A 16,816-nucleotide genomic window follows, 5' to 3' on the forward strand; every position below is an offset into this window, starting at 1 on the left:
CCTCTTTCGCCAATATCCAGCGAAAAACGCCTGAAAATTTGGCATAATGGCACTTTGTCACGTATTGAAATGAAAAGTAAAACAATTCGCCACATGGACTGTCGTAACGGAAAAGACGATACGATATAACACCAGGACCCCAATTTTTACAATTCAGGCCGCATGAGCACATTCAAACCATTAAAAGCACTCACATCGCGTCGTCAGGTTCTCAAAGCGGGGCTGGCGGCCTTAACGTTAACAGGCATCGCAAAGCAGGCTCAGGCAAAAGAAGAGAGCACGCTAAAAACCAGTAACGGACACAGCAAGCCCAAAACCAAAAAAGCCGGGGCGAAGCGTCTGGTGATGCTCGATCCGGGCCACGGGGGCATTGATACTGGCGCCATTGGCAAAAACGGTTCGAAAGAAAAACACGTTGTGCTGGCGATTGCAAAAAATGTCCGGTCGATTTTACGCAGCAACGGCATTGACGCCCGCCTGACGCGCTCCGGCGACACCTTTATTCCGCTGTACGACCGCGTGGAGATCGCCCACCAGCACGGCGCGGATCTGTTTATGTCGATCCACGCGGACGGTTTTACTAACCCCTCGGCGGCCGGCGCATCGGTGTTTGCCCTCTCCAACCGTGGTGCCAGTAGCGCCATGGCAAAATACCTCTCCGACCGGGAAAACCGCGCGGATGAGGTGGCCGGGAAGAAAACCACCGACAAAGATCATCTCCTGCAGCAGGTGTTGTTTGACCTGGTTCAGACCGATACCATCAAAAACAGCCTGACGCTCGGGTCGCATATTCTGAAGAAGATTAAGCCGGTGCACCGTCTGCACAGCAAAGGCACCGAACAGGCGGCGTTTGTGGTGCTGAAATCGCCGTCAATTCCGTCCGTGCTGGTGGAAACCTCCTTTATTACCAACCCGGAAGAAGAGCGTCTGCTCGGCACCACGGCGTTTCGTCAGAAGATCGCCAACGCGATTGCCTCCGGCATTATCAGTTACTTCAGCTGGTTCGATAACCAGAAAGCGCACTCCAGGAAACGTTGATGAAACCCAATGCACATCTGGTCAAAGCCTTCCTGCTGCAACTGCAGGATGACATTTGCCAGAAACTGAGCGCCGTCGATGGCGGTGAATTCCAGCAGGATGAGTGGCAGCGCGAAGCCGGCGGCGGCGGGCGCAGCCGCGTACTGCGCAACGGCGGCGTATTCGAGCAGGCCGGGGTCAACTTCTCCCACGTGCACGGCGACGCGATGCCCGCCTCGGCGACCGCGCACCGCCCGGAACTGGCAGGCCGCAGCTTTGAGGCGATGGGCGTCTCGCTGGTTGTCCATCCTCATAACCCGTTCGTACCCACCAGCCACGCCAACGTGCGCTTTTTTATCGCCGAGAAACCGGGCGCCGATCCGGTGTGGTGGTTTGGCGGCGGCTTCGACTTAACGCCTTTCTACGGGTTTGAAGAGGACGCGGTGCACTGGCACCAGACCGCCCACGACCTGTGCCAGCCCTTTGGCGAAGAGGTCTACCCGAAATACAAAAAGTGGTGCGATGACTATTTTTACCTCAAGCACCGCGACGAGCAGCGCGGCATTGGCGGCCTGTTCTTTGACGATCTGAACACCCCGGACTTCGATACCGCCTTCAGCTTTATGCAGGCGGTCGGCAATAGCTACACCGACGCCTACCTGCCGATTGTCGAACGGCGCAAGAACCACGATTACGGCGTGCGCGAGCGCGAGTTCCAGCTCTATCGCCGCGGGCGTTACGTGGAGTTTAATCTGGTGTGGGATCGCGGCACGCTGTTCGGCCTGCAGACCGGCGGACGCACGGAGTCGATTCTGATGTCGATGCCGCCGCTGGTGCGCTGGGAGTACAGCTTTGAACCGAAAGAAGGCAGCCGCGAGGCTGCCCTGAAGGAGTTTATTAAGGTTCGGGACTGGATTTAACCCCCTCACCCTAACCCTCTCCCCAAAGGGGAGAGGGCCGGGGTGAGGGGAATCCCACTTACAGCGGCTGCGTCTGCGCCTCTACCACCGCCAGCGCCACCATGTTCACAATGCGACGCACAGAGGCAATCGGGGTTAACACATGCACCGGTTTCGCCACGCCCATCAGCACCGGCCCCACGGTCACCCCTTCAGAACTGGAGACGCGCAGCAGGTTGTAGCTGATACGCGCCGCTTCCACATTCGGCATGATCAGCACGTTGGCAGAGCCTTTCAGCGGGCTGTCCGGCATGCGTTCGTTGCGGATGCTCTCCACCAGCGCGGCGTCGCCGTGCATTTCCCCGTCGATCATCAGCTCAGGCGCGCGCTCGCGTACCAGGTCCAGGGTCTGGCGCATTTTGCAGGCGGCAGCCGATTTGGATGAGCCAAAGTTGGAGTGCGACAGCAGGGCCACTTTCGGTTCGATACCAAAGCGACGCACCGTTTCCGCCGCCATCACGGTGATCTCCGCCAGCTGTTCCGGGGTTGGATCGTCGTTAACGTAGGTGTCGGCAATAAAGGTGTTGCCGCTTGGCAGCAGCAGCGCGTTCATCGCCCCGGCGGTATGCACGTTTTCGCGATAGCCGAAGATCTCCTGTACCACGCTGAAGTGCTCGTGATAGTCACCAATGGTGCCGCAGATCAGCGCGTCAGCCTCGCCGCGGTGAACCATGATCGCCCCGATCACCGTAGTGTTGCTGATCACCGCCCGCTGGGCCTGCTCCTGGGTGATCCCCCGGCGCTTCATGATGGCGTAGTACTCGTTCCAGTACTCCTTAAAGCGCGGATCGGACTCATTGTTGACGATCTCAAAGTCCACGCCCGGCTTGATCTGCAGCCCCAGCTTCTGGATACGCATCTCGATCACGCTCGGACGGCCAATCAGGATCGGCTTCGCCAGCCCCAGGCTCACCAGCTCCTGAGTGGCGTGCAGGACGCGCGCCTCTTCCCCTTCCGCCAGCACCACGCGTTTTGCGTCCGTGCGCGCCTGGGAGAAGATCGGCTTCATAAACAGGTTGGTTTTGTAGACGAACTCGGTGAGTTTATCGACGTAGGCGTCAAAGTCCTGAATCGGGCGTGTCGCCACGCCGGAGTCCATCGCCGCCTTCGCAACCGCCGGAGCAATCTTCACGATCAGGCGCGGATCGAACGGTTTAGGAATGATGTAGTCCGGGCCGAAGCTCAGATCCTGATCGCCATAGGCTGAGGCCACCACTTCGCTCTGCTCGGCGTGGGCCAGTTCGGCAATGGCGTGAACCGCAGCCAGCTTCATCTCTTCGTTGATGGCGGTAGCGCCGACGTCCAGCGCCCCGCGGAAGATGAACGGGAAGCAGAGAACGTTGTTCACCTGGTTCGGATAGTCAGAGCGGCCGGTACAGATAATGGCATCCGGGCGCACCGCTTTTGCCAACGGCGGCAGGATCTCCGGCTCCGGGTTGGCCAGGGCGAGGATTAACGGCGCGCGCGCCATCTTCATCACCATCTCTTCGCTGAGCACTTTCGGGCCTGAGCAGCCGAGGAAGATATCCGCGCCGTCCATCACTTCTGCCAGGCTGCGCTTGCCGTCGTCATCCACGGCGTAGGCGGCTTTGGTCTCCGCCATATTGGCTTCGCGGCCCTTGTAGATCACCCCTTTGGAGTCGCAGACCACGATGTTGTGCTTCTGCATGCCCAGCGCCACCAGCAGGTTCATACAGGCGATGGCTGCCGCACCCGCGCCGGAGACCACCATGCGCACGTCAGAGAGGTTTTTCTCCACCACCCGCAGGCCGTTGAGGATGGCGGCGGTGCTGATGATCGCCGTTCCGTGCTGATCGTCGTGGAACACCGGAATGTTCATGCGCTCACGCAGCTTCTGCTCGATATAGAAACATTCCGGCGCTTTGATGTCCTCGAGGTTGATGCCGCCAAAGGTCGGCTCCAGCGCGGCCACCACGTTGATGAATTTGTCCGGGTCGAGCTCGTCCACTTCAATATCAAACACGTCGATACCGGCGAATTTTTTGAACAGTACGCCTTTCCCTTCCATCACCGGTTTACCGGCCAGCGCCCCGATATTGCCCAGCCCCAGAACCGCCGTACCGTTGGAGATCACCGCCACCAGGTTGCCGCGGGCGGTGTATTTGTAGGCCGCCAGCGGATCTTTTTCGATTTCGAGACAGGGCGCGGCGACGCCGGGCGAGTAGGCCAGCGCCAGGTCGCGCTGGGTGGCGAGAGGTTTGGTCGGAGAAACCTGAATTTTGCCTGGTACGGGGAATTCATGAAAATCGAGGGCACTCTGTTTTAACTGCTCATCCATTGTAGGGTTCCTTTCACTTATCGTTAAAAAGGGTGATGTAGTTATGGTCCTGATGTTCACCCTGGCGTGGCGGACAGTATCGCCGTTGACCGCCGTTCAAACTTTGAAGGCTGCCAAACTCTGACCATCCAGAAACAAAAATTGTTATCAATTTATAACAATCATGTTACCTGCCCAACGAAGCAAGACCATGCTCGTCTGCTATGCTTTTTTGTTAAGTACGTCGCGAAATTCACAGAAGTGTGTTTCTAAGCACTCCATCAACTCTTTTATTTATAAGGAGTAATCATTTATGAACCAACTAGACGGCATCAAACAATTCACCACGGTCGTTGCAGACAGTGGTGATATCGAATCCATCCGCCACTACCAGCCCCAGGATGCGACCACCAACCCGTCGCTGCTGCTGAAAGCCGCCGGCCTGGCGCACTTCTCGCACCTGATTGACGACGCCATCGCGTACGGTAAAGGACGCGGTAAAACCAAAGAACAACAGGTTGCCGAGGCCAGCGACAAGCTGGCGGTGAATATTGGTAGCGAAATTCTGAAAAGCATTCCGGGGCGCGTCTCCACCGAAGTGGACGCCCGCCTCTCCTTTGACCAGGAGAAAAGCATCGCCAAAGCGCGGCACCTGGTGCAGCTCTACGAGGCGCAGGATGTCGAGAAGTCACGCATTCTGATCAAGCTGGCCTCCACCTGGGAGGGGATCCGCGCCGCCGAAGTGCTGGAAAAAGAGGGGATCAACTGTAACCTCACCCTGCTGTTCTCCTTCGCTCAGGCACGCGCCTGCGCCGAAGCCGGCGTGCATCTGGTTTCCCCGTTCGTCGGGCGTATCTATGACTGGTATCAGGCCCGCCAGCCGATGGACCCCTACGTGGTGGAAGAAGATCCCGGCGTGAAATCCGTTCGCAATATCTACGACTACTACAAGCAACACCGCTACGAAACCATCGTGATGGGTGCCAGCTTCCGCCGCACCGAGCAGATCCTCGCCCTTACCGGCTGCGACCGCCTGACCATCTCCCCTAACCTGCTGAAAGAGCTGCAGGACAAAGATGAGCCGGTTATCCGCCGCCTGGTGCCGTCCTCGACGGTGCTGCCAAAACCAAAACCCATGACCGAAGCCGAATTCCGCTGGGAGCATAATCAGGACGCCATGGCGGTCGAGAAGCTGTCAGAAGGGATCCGTCTTTTCGCGGTCGACCAACGCAAACTTGAAGATCTGCTCGCCGCCAAACTGTAACCTTGCCATGGAGTGAACTATGTCCCGTAAAGAGTTAGCCAATGCCATTCGCGCCCTCAGCATGGATGCCGTGCAAAAAGCCAATTCCGGCCATCCAGGCGCACCTATGGGCATGGCCGATATCGCCGAAGTGTTGTGGAACGACTTCCTGAAACATAACCCCAACGATCCGACGTGGTACGACCGCGACCGCTTTATTCTCTCTAACGGTCACGCCTCGATGCTGCTCTACAGCCTGCTGCATCTCTCCGGCTATAACCTGCCGCTGGAAGAGCTGAAAAATTTCCGTCAGCTGCACTCGAAAACGCCGGGACACCCGGAGCTGGGGTATACGCCAGGCGTCGAAACCACCACCGGGCCACTCGGTCAGGGGCTGGCGAATGCGGTTGGGCTGGCGATTGCCGAGCGCACGCTGGCGGCGCAGTTTAACCAGCCGGGACATGAAATTGTCGATCACCATACTTATGTGTTTATGGGCGACGGCTGTCTGATGGAGGGGATCTCTCACGAGGTCTGCTCTCTGGCGGGCACGCTGGGTCTGGGCAAGCTGATTGGTTTCTACGATCACAACGGCATCTCCATTGACGGCGAAACCGAGGGCTGGTTCACCGACGACACCGCCAAACGCTTTGAAGCCTACCACTGGCACGTGGTGCATGAGATTGACGGCCACGATCCCGAGGCGCTGAAAGCGGCTATTCAGGAAGCGCAAAGCGTGACGGACAAACCGTCGCTGATTATCTGTCGTACGGTCATCGGATTTGGTTCCCCGAACAAAGCCGGGAAGGAAGAGGCCCACGGCGCGGCGCTGGGCGAAGAGGAAGTGGCCCTGACCCGGCAGAAGCTGGGCTGGAAATACCCGGCCTTCGAAGTGCCAAAAGAGATCTACCAGGCCTGGGATGCCCGCGAGGCGGGCGAAAAAGCCCAGAAAGAGTGGAACGACAAATTCGCGGCCTACCAGAAGGCGCATCCGGAGCTGGCGGCTGAGTTCAGCCGTCGCATGAGCGGTGGGCTGCCTGAGGACTGGGAAGAGACCACCCAGGCGCTGATTGAGAATCTACAGGCTAACCCGGCGAAAATCGCCACCCGTAAGGCGTCGCAAAACGTCCTTAATGCCATCGGCCCGAGCCTGCCGGAGCTGCTGGGCGGCTCGGCGGATCTGGCGCCCAGTAACCTGACGATCTGGTCGGGTTCCACCTCGATCAAAGAGGATCTTGCCGGGAACTACATTCACTACGGGGTGCGCGAGTTCGGGATGACCGCCATTGCCAACGGTATCGCCCATCACGGCGGATTCGTGCCTTACACCGCCACCTTCCTGATGTTCGTGGAGTATGCGCGTAACGCCGCGCGTATGGCGGCGCTGATGAAGGCCCGGCAGATCATGGTCTATACCCACGACTCCATTGGTCTCGGGGAAGATGGCCCGACCCACCAGGCGGTGGAACAGCTGGCCAGCCTGCGTCTGACGCCGAACTTCAGCACCTGGCGTCCTTGCGATCAGGTCGAAGCAGCGGTGGGCTGGAAGCTGGCGGTGGAACGTCATAACGGCCCGACGGCGCTGATCCTCTCCCGTCAGAACCTGGCGCAGATCGAACGTACCCCGGAGCAGGTGAAAAACATTGCCCGCGGCGGGTATATCCTCAAAGACAGCGGCGGCAAGCCGGACGTGATTTTGATTGCCACCGGTTCGGAGATGGAGATCACCGTCAAGGCGGCCGAGAAACTCACCGCCGAAGGCCATGCGGTGCGGGTGGTGTCGCTGCCTTCCACGGATATCTTTGATGCCCAGGATGAAGCCTACCGCGAGTCGGTGCTGCCTTCAGACGTGACGGCGCGTGTGGCCGTTGAAGCGGGGATTGCGGATTACTGGTACAAGTACGTCGGGCTGAAGGGGGCAATCGTCGGGATGACCGGCTACGGTGAATCCGCTCCGGCCGACAAGCTGTTCCCGTTCTTCGGCTTTACCGTGGAGAACGTGGTAGAGAAGGCGCAGAATTTGCTTTAAGTGCGTTGCCGGGTTGTGCGGCCTGATGCCCTCACCCCGGCCCTCTCCCACAAGGAGAGGGAGCAAACACTAAAAACGGCAACCATAGGGTTGCCGTTTTGCTTTTACCTTGTAATCCACAGCGTCGGCCATGAATCCGGGCCATGCCAGTTATCGCAGCTCGGCTCTTCGGCATAGCGCACCAGACGGAAGCGCTGCCCGCTAAAACGCCAGCGCGTCTGGATACCGCAGTCTGCAATGCCCCGGCCCAGCGCCAGGGTGGTCAGCTCGCGGCTCTTCTCATCAAAACTGGCGTTCATTAACTCCATCTCGCTGCTGTCGCTCGACGGCACAAAAGGCAGGCGCAGGCGCACCACGTGCGAAGCGAACGGCTTTTTACGCGAGACCAGCCAGGCCAGATCGACGGTGTTGTATGCCCCCGCCTCGCAGCTGACTATCAGCAGCGCTTTGTCATCCGTTAAGGCGGTGACCCGCACTTCACGACGCGCCGGGTCGAGGGAACACTGGCTGTTATTGATGCGCCAGGTACCATAGTCCAGTAGATCGCTGCGCTCCTCGCGGGTAAGCGGCGTCGGGGTCGGGTTCACCACGGCCACCTCTTTCAGCGCAGGTGCGGGCGGCACGCTCAGCGGCGGCTGCGCGCCTTTGTTGATCCACGCCGTTTCACTCCCGCCACGCTTTTGCTGGGCGTCAATAAACTGCAGCGCCTCTTTCAGCCCATCCAGAGAGATCGTCTGCTTGCCGTCGGCAAGGGTGATAGCCCTTTTTTGCTGCAGGGTGGTCAACAGGGCGGTAATGGTGGCGGCATGGTCAGTGGTCAAGCGCCACGGGGTAATTTTCCAGTGCGGGGGATCGAGGCGCAAGGGCTCGCCGTCAAGCAGCAAGCGGGGCGCGATGGCGGGCTGTTTAGGATCGGGCGTTTCCAGCCCACCGAGATCGATACGCAGCACCGCGTCGGTTTTCGCCCCGGCGCTGCGGCTTAAGGTCATCACCAGCCCGTTGTGCTCGCCGGTGTTGCGCGCGATGCAAAAGTTCTGGTTATTGCAGGTCACCTGCCAGTCAGTGAACGACTGCTGTGCAGGTGCCGCCCGGGCCAAAGACGCAGGCAGCACGCTGAGCATGAAAACAAGTAAAAGGCAGTGACGCATGAATAGCAGGATCCCGGAAGCAATGACTGGACAGACAGACCGTATCTTCCTGCTCATAACGGGGTAGCTCAATCAGATTTATCGGATAGATTTATATAAAATACATCTTATTAACGGTAATAAGATCAAGCCATTAACCCGGAACTTTGCAAATATTGCAATAATATCACCGTTTTGCCGTCCCGTATTTCACCCGTCTGTATCATCGCAAGTGCCTGAACGAAGGGCAGTTCCAGCACCTCAATCTCTTCATCTTCAATCCCGCCGCCCTCCCCGGCGCGCCGGGCGTCGCTGTATTCCGCCACGAAGAAATGGACGATCTCTGTTACTCCGCCCGGAGACATATAGAGTTCAAACACTTTACGCGCCTCGCCGACCACAAAGCCGGTCTCTTCAACCGCCTCTTTTCGAATGCACACTTCCGGCTCGTCGTTGTCCAGCAGCCCGGCGCAGGCTTCAATCAGGCGTCCGTCGGGGTTGCCGTTCACCCAGGTGGCGATGCGGAACTGGCGGATCAGCACCACGCTCTTCTTCTCACGGTTATAGAGCAGGACCGTGGCACCGTTGCCGCGATCGTAAACTTCGCGTTTGTGGCGCACCACTTCGCCGTTACGCCGCGTCAGGTCGTAGGTAAGGTTACGCAGGATGAAATAGTTATCCGAAAGGCACTTGTCTTTAATTAGTTCAATTTTCACGGTAATACGGGCTCCGTTGCGCATCATGCCGGTCATACTACGCTGCGAAGCCCGCATTGTCGCCCGTCGGGTTAATGGATGACTCCAAGCCAGTCGGCGATCCCCTGGGCGGCATGTCGCCCTTCGGCCATCGCCGTCACCACCAGGTCGGCGCCGCGCACCGCGTCGCCACCGGCAAAGATCTGCGGGTTGCTGGTCTGATAGCGGTAGCGTGATTCGACGCTGGCGGCAATCCGCCCCCAGTCATCCACCTCCACACCCTGCGCCTGCAGCCAGGGCATCGCATGGGGGTTAAAGCCGAAGGCCATAATCACCGCATCGGCAGGCATGACAAACTCGCTGCCCTCAACCGGCACCGGACGGCGGCGGCCCTGGGCGTCGGGTTCACCCAGTCGGGTGCGCAGCAGGCGGATGCCGTTTACCCGGCCATTATCATCAAGGGTCAACTCCACCGGCTGGACGTTGAATTCAAAGGCCGCGCCTTCTTCTTTAGCGTTCTTAACCTCTTTCTTCGAGCCCGGCATGTTGGCTTCATCCCGGCGATAGGCGCAGGTGACGTTTGCCGCCCCGTGACGCAGGGCGGTACGCACGCAGTCCATCGCCGTATCGCCGCCCCCCAGCACCACCACGTTCAGCCCGGCGGTATCAACAAAGGGGTCATCCGCTGATGACGGCAGTCCCATCAGCTGGCGGGTATTGCCCACCAGGAACGGCAAGGCATCGTAGACCCCCGGGGCATCCTCATGAGGAATGCCCGCTTTCATCGAGCGGTAGGTGCCCACGCCGACAAACAGGGCGTCGTAATCGCTGAGCAACTGCGTAAGCCGGATGTCTTTGCCCACCTCGCAGTTGAGCTCAAAGCGGATGCCCATGGCGGTGAAGATCTCCCGGCGGCGGGCCAGCAGGGATTTATCCAGCTTAAAGGCCGGAATGCCGAAGGTGAGCAGGCCGCCGATTTCCGGATGACGGTCAAATACCGTGACGCTGATACCGCGGCGGATCAACGCGTCGGCGCAGGCCAGCCCGGCAGGTCCCGCCCCGACAATCGCCACCTTTTTATTGACCGGCGTGACCTGGCTTAGATCCGGCCGCCAGCCTTTGGCCAGCGCCTGATCCGAAATATAGCGCTCGATGTTGCCGATGGTCACCGACCCGGCCACGTCGCGCACCGTGCAGGCCCCTTCGCAGAGTTTGTCCTGCGGGCAGACCCGGCCCGTGATTTCCGGCAGGCAGTTGGTCTGATGGGATAACTCTACCGCAGCGTCGATATCCCCCGCTTTTACCCGCTCGATCCACTGGGGAATATGGTTGTGCAGCGGGCAGGTCCATTCGCAGATCGAATGCTCGCCACACTTCAGGCAGCGGTCTGCCTCCCGCTGCGCCTGCGCCGGGCGGAACGGCAGATAGATTTCGTCAAAATTACCCGCCCGCGCTTCGGGGGTGAGCTTATCCGGCTCGCCGCGCGCTGGCAGCGCGTTCATGTGCTCGCGTTTGCTAAAGGTTTTGCTCACGCTCGCCGACCGGGTCTGCCACGGCTGGGCCTCATGCCGCGCGGTGCGCAGTCGTCGGGCACGAGCCAGCTGGTTCAGGTTATCGGGGGTGACCAGCGACAGGGCATCTGCCGGGCAACTCTCCACGCAGGCGGGGCCCTGCGGGCGTTCAGGGCAGAGATCGCACTTCTGGGCAGTGGCCGCAAGAGGCGTGGTGACGATCTCCATGGTGCCAAACGGGCAGGCAACCACGCAGGCTTTACAGCCGATACATTTGTGTCCTTCCACCTGCACACTGTCATCCACCCGGCTGATGGCCCCGTTCGGGCAGCTCTGCATACAGGGGGCGTTTTCACAGTGATGGCAGGTGACGGCGCTACGCTTACTGCCCTCTTTCACCACCGTGATACGAGGGGTAAACTGGCGCTGGCTGAGGACGTGTTGCTCATTATTATGTGCCATGACGCAAGCGACCTCGCAGGCATAGCATCCTATACATTGCTGGCTATTTGCCATAATAAAACGGTTCATGACGATTCCCTTGCAGGCTCTGATAACCTTATTCTTTTAATGGAATAGTGTATTTACCCACCGCAACGGTAACAGGCAATGTTCATTTGCCCAGGAACGGGAAATATTTCGCCTGAACCTGTGTCAGATCAATTAATTTCACCGCCAGTGAAATTACGTTTCATTCCTTTAAAACAAGGCTTATCAGGACGCGATTAGTGAGAGTTAAACAACCTGTTTCACGCAGCCTTGCCCGGGCCTTTTTCTCCATCATCTCCCTCTCTCTGCTGACCAGCGCCATCGCGCTATTTACCCTCGCCAGCGGGCAGCGTGATGCCGAGGCGATTAACCTGGCCGGCTCGTTGCGAATGCAGAGCTATCGCCTGGGATACGATATCCAGCGGGGCAGCGTCGACCTGCTGCCGCATCGCAAAATCTGGCAGCAAACCCTGAACGCCCCTGCCCTGCTCACCCTGAAAAGCTGGTATGTGCCGGACGAGGTAAAAGAGCGCTATCGCCAGCTGCAGATCTCATGGCAGGCGGTGGATCAGAAACTCGCCCAGGGCGATTACGTCTGGTATCAGGGCCAGATGGACGCGTACGTGGCGCGTATCGACGCTTTTGTTCTCTCCCTGCAGCACTACGCCGAACATAAGATCCGGCTGGTGTTCGCCATCTCCCTGGCGGGCGGGACGGGTATTTTCCTGCTGGTGTTTATCACCCTGCGCCGGATCCGCCGGCAGGTGGTCGCCCCGCTCAATCACCTGGTGACCTCCAGCCTGCAAATCGAGCAAGGCCACTTTGATACCCCGGTGCCGGATACCGATCTGCCCAACGAGCTTGGCCTGCTCTCCCGCACCTTCAATCATATGTCGACGGAACTGCACAGCCTGTACCGCTCGCTGGAGAGTTCGGTTGAGGAGAAGACGCACCATCTGCACGAAGCCCATCAGCAGCTGGAGATGCTGTTTACCTGCTCCCAGGCGCTGAATACCGGCAAGATAGACAGCCACTGCTTCCGCAACATCCTGCACACTGTCTGCGAATATACCGGGATAAATTATCTGGCCCTGCACACCAGCGACGGCTGGCAGATGCAGGAGGGGGAAGCCGCAGCGCACCTCGACACCCAGGTGCTGCCGGTGGTGATGCTGGAGACCCGCTTCGGCGAACTGCGCTGGCAAAGCGCGCAGCGCGCCGTTCCGGTGCCGCTGATGAAGAGCGTCGCGACGATGCTTGGCCGGGGCCTGTTTTCCAACCAGGCGCAGAAGCACTATCACCAGCTGCTGCTGATGGAGGAGCGCGCCACCATCGCCCGCGAGCTGCATGATTCCCTGGCGCAGGTGCTCTCTTATCTGCGCATCCAGCTGACGCTGCTTAAACATGCGGTACCGGAGGAGAACGAAACGGCGCAGGCGATCATCACCGATTTCTCCCGGGCGCTGAATGCCGCCTACCGCCAGCTGCGCGAACTGCTTACCACCTTCCGCCTGACGCTGAACCAGGTCAATCTGCCTGCCGCCCTGCAGGAGACGCTGGAGGATTTACAAAAACAGACCGCCGCCCGGCTGAGCCTCGACTGCCAGCTTTCGTCGCTGGCGCTGGATGCGCAGATGCAGGTGCACCTGCTGCAGATTGTCCGGGAGGCGGTGCTGAACGCCATCAAGCATGCGCAGGCCAGCGAGATTACGGTCAGCTGCGTCACCGACCCGGACGGCAGCCACAGGGTGACTGTTCGTGATAACGGCATCGGGATTGGCGATGCCAGCGAACCGCCGGGTCACTACGGCCTGAACATTATGCGCGAGCGCGCCGACCGCCTGGGGGGAACCCTGAGCTTCTCGCAGCCGCCGGACGGCGGCACTCAGGTCAGCGTGAGTTTTCGCTCTTCAACTACCATCGAGGGTAAATAACGGTAAAAACAGCCGGGGAGTCATCTTTCAGCCGCGCGGATGAACAATACTCACCGCTGCACAACGGGCGATGGCGCGGAGAAAGCGCATGATAATTTACATTATCTCCTTTATTTCTCCACGTTTGACATCCCCCTTACCGCTAGAGTTATGCGGGCTATAAACAATTACGACGCGCAGCAAAACGAGGTCCTACTTTAATGGCGAATTTTTTCATCGATCGCCCCATTTTTGCCTGGGTGCTGGCAATTCTGTTGTGTCTGACCGGCACGCTGGCTATTTTTTCCCTTCCCGTTGAGCAGTATCCCGATCTGGCTCCGCCTAACGTGCGGATCACGGCCAACTATCCGGGAGCATCCGCGCAAACCCTGGAGAACACCGTCACCCAGGTGATTGAGCAGAACATGACGGGCCTCGACAACCTGATGTACATGTCGTCCCAGAGCAGCGCCACCGGCCAGGCGTCGATAACCCTGAGCTTTACCGCGGGCGCTGACCCGGATGAAGCGGTGCAACAGGTGCAGAACCAGCTGCAGTCGGCCATGCGTAAGCTGCCGCAGGCGGTACAGAATCAGGGCGTGACGGTGCGTAAAACCGGCGATACCAACATCCTGACCATTGCGTTTGTCTCCACTGACGGCTCAATGGATAAGCAGGATATCGCCGACTATGTCGCCAGTAATATTCAGGATCCGCTGAGCCGTATCAACGGCGTGGGGGATATCGACGCCTACGGGTCGCAATACTCGATGCGTATCTGGCTCGACCCGGCGAAGCTCAACAGCTTCCAGATGACCGCGAAAGACGTCACCGACGCCATCGAATCACAGAACGCGCAGATTGCGGTGGGCCAGCTGGGCGGAACACCGTCCGTGGACAAGCAGGCGCTGAACGCCACCATCAACTCCCAGTCGCTGTTACAAACCCCGCAGCAGTTCCGCGATATCACTCTGCGCGTCAATCAGGATGGATCCGAGGTGCGTCTGGGGGATGTTGCCACCGTGGAGATGGGGGCCGAGAAGTACGATTACCTGAGCCGCTTTAACGGCAAAGCGGCCTCCGGGCTGGGCGTTAAGCTGGCCTCCGGCGCTAACGAGATGGCCACCGCGGAGCTGGTGATCGACCGTCTCGATGAGCTGTCGCACTATTTCCCCCACGGGCTGGAATACAAAATCGCCTACGAGACCACCTCGTTCGTGAAGGCCTCCATTGAAGATGTGGTGAAAACCCTGCTGGAAGCCATCGCCCTGGTATTCCTGGTGATGTATCTGTTCCTGCAAAACTTCCGCGCAACGCTGATCCCGACCATCGCCGTCCCGGTGGTGTTGATGGGCACCTTCACGGTGCTCTACGCCTTTGGCTACAGCATTAACACCCTCACCATGTTCGCGATGGTGCTGGCGATAGGCCTGCTGGTGGATGACGCCATCGTGGTGGTGGAGAACGTCGAACGTATCATGAGCGAAGAGGGACTCTCGCCCCGTGAAGCCACACGGAAATCGATGAAGCAGATCCAGGGCGCGCTGGTGGGTATCGCCATGGTGCTGTCGGCGGTCTTTGTGCCGATGGCCTTCTTCGGCGGCACCACCGGGGCGATCTACCGCCAGTTCTCGATAACCATCGTTGCGGCGATGGTGCTGTCGGTGCTGGTGGCGATGATCCTCACCCCGGCGCTGTGCGCCACCCTGCTTAAGCCGCTGCATAAGGGCGAGCAGCACGGTCAGAAGGGGTTCTTCGGCTGGTTCAACCGCATGTTTAACCGCAACGCGGCGCGCTACGAAGCGGGCGTAGGGCGGATCCTGCAACGCAGCCTGCGCTGGATGCTGATCTACGTGCTGCTGCTGGGGGGCATGGTCTTTATGTTCCTGCGCCTGCCCACCTCGTTCCTGCCGCTGGAAGACCGGGGCATGTTTATCACCTCGGTACAGTTACCGAGCGGCTCGACCCAGCAGCAGACCCTGAAGGTGGTGCAGCAGGTGGAGTCGTACTTCTTTAACCAGGAGAAAGACAACGTGCTGTCGGTCTTTGCCACCGTGGGCTCCGGCCCCGGCGGGAACGGGCAGAACGTGGCGCGTATGTTTGTCCGCCTGAAAGACTGGGATGAGCGTGATGCCAAAACCGGCAGCTCGTTCGCCATTATCGAGCGCGCCACCAAAGCCTTCAGCCACATTAAAGAGGCGCGGGTCTTTGCCAGCAGCCCACCGGCCATTAGCGGGCTCGGCAGCTCGGCAGGCTTTGACATGGAGCTGCAGGATCACGCCGGAGCCGGTCATGACGCCCTGATGGCCGCCCGCGACCGGCTGCTGGAGCTGGCCGGGGAAGAGCCTTCCCTGACCCGCGTGCGCCACAACGGTCTGGACGACAGCCCGCAGCTGCAAATCGATATCGATCAGCGCAAAGCGCAGGCGCTGGGCGTCTCCATCGACGACATCAACGACACCCTGCAAACCGCGTGGGGCTCAAGCTACGTGAACGATTTTATGGATCGTGGCCGCGTGAAGAAGGTCTATGTCCAGTCGGCGGCTAAATACCGCATGCTGCCGGACGATATCAACCTGTGGTATGTGCGCAATAAAGACGGCGGCATGGTGCCCTTCTCGGCCTTTGCCACCTCGCGCTGGGAGACCGGTTCACCGCGTCTGGAGCGCTATAACGGCTACGCTGCGGTAGAGATTGTCGGGGAAGCCGCGCCGGGCGTCAGCACCGGTACCGCCATGGATACGATGGAAAATCTGGTGCAGCAGCTGCCTGCCGGGTTTGGCCTCGAGTGGACCGCCATGTCCTATCAGGAGCGCCTCTCGGGTGCCCAGGCTCCGGCATTGTATGCCCTGTCGCTGCTGGTGGTGTTCCTGTGTCTGGCCGCGCTGTATGAGAGCTGGTCGGTGCCGTTCTCGGTAATGCTGGTGGTTCCACTGGGGGTGATCGGCGCCCTGCTCGCCACCTGGATGCGCGGCCTGGAAAATGACGTCTACTTCCAGGTGGGGCTGTTGACGGTTATTGGCCTGTCGGCGAAGAACGCCATTCTGATTGTCGAGTTTGCCAACGAGATGAACGAAAAAGGTCACGACCTGATGGCCGCGACGCTCGAAGCCTGTCGCCAGCGTCTGCGTCCTATTCTGATGACCTCCCTGGCGTTCGTCTTTGGCGTGCTGCCGATGGCAACCAGCTCCGGTGCGGGGTCCAGCAGCCAGCATGCGGTGGGTACCGGGGTGATGGGCGGGATGATCTCGGCGACGATCCTCGCCATTTACTTCGTGCCGCTGTTCTTTGTTCTGGTGCGTCGACGTTTCCCGTTAAAGGAACGACAGAAATAAGCTACTGAAAATAAAAAAGGCGTCCTTACCGGACGCCTTTTTTGTGTGTTTATTTTCACACTATTGTTATTAACTAATTAAGTGCTCTTGCAATTCTTGCTGAATGTCATTTACGAAGCATGCCTTCGATAAAATCTTTCCAGTTCCCCAGTTCACGTTCAATCATAACTACCTCTCTTATTATTATGGGCCATTCTACGAGAATATATCATCATTGTGA

11 protein-coding genes are annotated in these 16,816 nt (G+C 59.1%); 6 read left to right on the forward strand and 5 right to left on the reverse strand.

Features of this window, described 5'->3' with window-relative positions; all coding sequences use genetic code 11:
• The first annotated feature begins 162 nt into the window (after positions 1 to 162).
• On the forward strand, positions 163 to 1,038 hold the full coding sequence (gene amiA, locus FHN83_RS04720) for an N-acetylmuramoyl-L-alanine amidase AmiA (protein ID WP_139563338.1): 876 nt from the start codon (positions 163 to 165) through the stop codon (positions 1,036 to 1,038).
• Entirely contained in the window at positions 1,038 to 1,937 is a 900-nt protein-coding gene (gene hemF, locus FHN83_RS04725; RefSeq protein ID WP_139563339.1) for an oxygen-dependent coproporphyrinogen oxidase, read from the forward strand. The genes amiA and hemF overlap by 1 nt, the downstream gene beginning before the upstream one ends.
• A gap of 58 nt (positions 1,938 to 1,995) precedes the next feature.
• Here the strand turns inward: hemF and maeB are convergent, their stop codons facing one another.
• A complete protein-coding gene (gene maeB / locus FHN83_RS04730) occupies positions 1,996 to 4,275 on the reverse strand; it encodes an NADP-dependent oxaloacetate-decarboxylating malate dehydrogenase (protein WP_139563340.1) in 2,280 nt (759 codons plus the stop codon).
• A gap of 292 nt (positions 4,276 to 4,567) precedes the next feature.
• Between maeB and tal the strand changes: the two genes are divergently transcribed.
• Positions 4,568 to 5,518, forward strand: a complete 951-nt coding sequence (gene tal / locus FHN83_RS04735) for a transaldolase (RefSeq protein ID WP_039029671.1) — start codon at positions 4,568 to 4,570, stop codon at positions 5,516 to 5,518.
• 19 nt (positions 5,519 to 5,537) lie between these two features.
• The gene (gene tkt / locus FHN83_RS04740) at positions 5,538 to 7,526 is read left to right on the forward strand and encodes a transketolase (RefSeq protein WP_039029672.1); all 1,989 of its coding nucleotides are present in this window, start codon (positions 5,538 to 5,540) and stop codon (positions 7,524 to 7,526) included.
• 104 nt (positions 7,527 to 7,630) lie between these two features.
• Here the strand turns inward: tkt and FHN83_RS04745 are convergent, their stop codons facing one another.
• The 3 genes from FHN83_RS04745 to aegA form a co-directional block, all read right to left on the reverse strand.
• A complete protein-coding gene (locus FHN83_RS04745) occupies positions 7,631 to 8,674 on the reverse strand; it encodes a DUF1176 domain-containing protein (RefSeq protein WP_138369787.1) in 1,044 nt (347 codons plus the stop codon).
• 125 nt (positions 8,675 to 8,799) lie between these two features.
• Positions 8,800 to 9,375, reverse strand: a complete 576-nt coding sequence (gene nudK / locus FHN83_RS04750) for a GDP-mannose pyrophosphatase NudK (protein WP_138370001.1) — start codon at positions 9,373 to 9,375, stop codon at positions 8,800 to 8,802.
• A gap of 65 nt (positions 9,376 to 9,440) precedes the next feature.
• Entirely contained in the window at positions 9,441 to 11,390 is a 1,950-nt protein-coding gene (aegA, locus tag FHN83_RS04755) for a formate-dependent uric acid utilization protein AegA (protein WP_139563341.1), read from the reverse strand.
• A gap of 197 nt (positions 11,391 to 11,587) precedes the next feature.
• On the opposite strand from aegA, the gene narQ reads away from it, so the two are divergent.
• Both narQ and acrD read left to right on the forward strand, forming a co-directional pair.
• A complete protein-coding gene (narQ, locus tag FHN83_RS04760) occupies positions 11,588 to 13,282 on the forward strand; it encodes a nitrate/nitrite two-component system sensor histidine kinase NarQ (protein ID WP_139563342.1) in 1,695 nt (564 codons plus the stop codon).
• A 200-nt stretch (positions 13,283 to 13,482) separates the two neighbouring features.
• On the forward strand, positions 13,483 to 16,596 hold the full coding sequence (gene acrD, locus FHN83_RS04765; protein WP_039029676.1) for a multidrug efflux RND transporter permease AcrD: 3,114 nt from the start codon (positions 13,483 to 13,485) through the stop codon (positions 16,594 to 16,596).
• A gap of 106 nt (positions 16,597 to 16,702) precedes the next feature.
• Here acrD and ypfM read toward each other — a convergent pair whose 3' ends face one another.
• Complete coding sequence (ypfM, locus tag FHN83_RS04770) at positions 16,703 to 16,762, reverse strand: protein YpfM (RefSeq protein WP_015572204.1); 60 nt, start codon at positions 16,760 to 16,762, stop codon at positions 16,703 to 16,705.
• Between the last annotated feature and the right edge of the window lie 54 nt (positions 16,763 to 16,816).

The sequence above is a fragment of the Leclercia adecarboxylata genome (assembly GCF_006171285.1).
Lineage (GTDB): Bacteria > Pseudomonadota > Gammaproteobacteria > Enterobacterales > Enterobacteriaceae > Enterobacter > Enterobacter barmai.

Coding starts and splice junctions, on each gene's coding strand:
- amiA (WP_139563338.1), top strand. CDS start 163: ATGAGCACATTCAAACCATTAAAAGCACTCACATCGCGTCGTCAGGTT.
- hemF (WP_139563339.1), top strand. CDS start 1,038: ATGAAACCCAATGCACATCTGGTCAAAGCCTTCCTGCTGCAACTGCAG.
- maeB (WP_139563340.1), bottom strand. CDS start 4,275: ATGGATGAGCAGTTAAAACAGAGTGCCCTCGATTTTCATGAATTCCCC.
- tal (WP_039029671.1), top strand. CDS start 4,568: ATGAACCAACTAGACGGCATCAAACAATTCACCACGGTCGTTGCAGAC.
- tkt (WP_039029672.1), top strand. CDS start 5,538: ATGTCCCGTAAAGAGTTAGCCAATGCCATTCGCGCCCTCAGCATGGAT.
- FHN83_RS04745 (WP_138369787.1), bottom strand. CDS start 8,674: ATGCGTCACTGCCTTTTACTTGTTTTCATGCTCAGCGTGCTGCCTGCG.
- aegA (WP_139563341.1), bottom strand. CDS start 11,390: ATGAACCGTTTTATTATGGCAAATAGCCAGCAATGTATAGGATGCTAT.
- acrD (WP_039029676.1), top strand. CDS start 13,483: ATGGCGAATTTTTTCATCGATCGCCCCATTTTTGCCTGGGTGCTGGCA.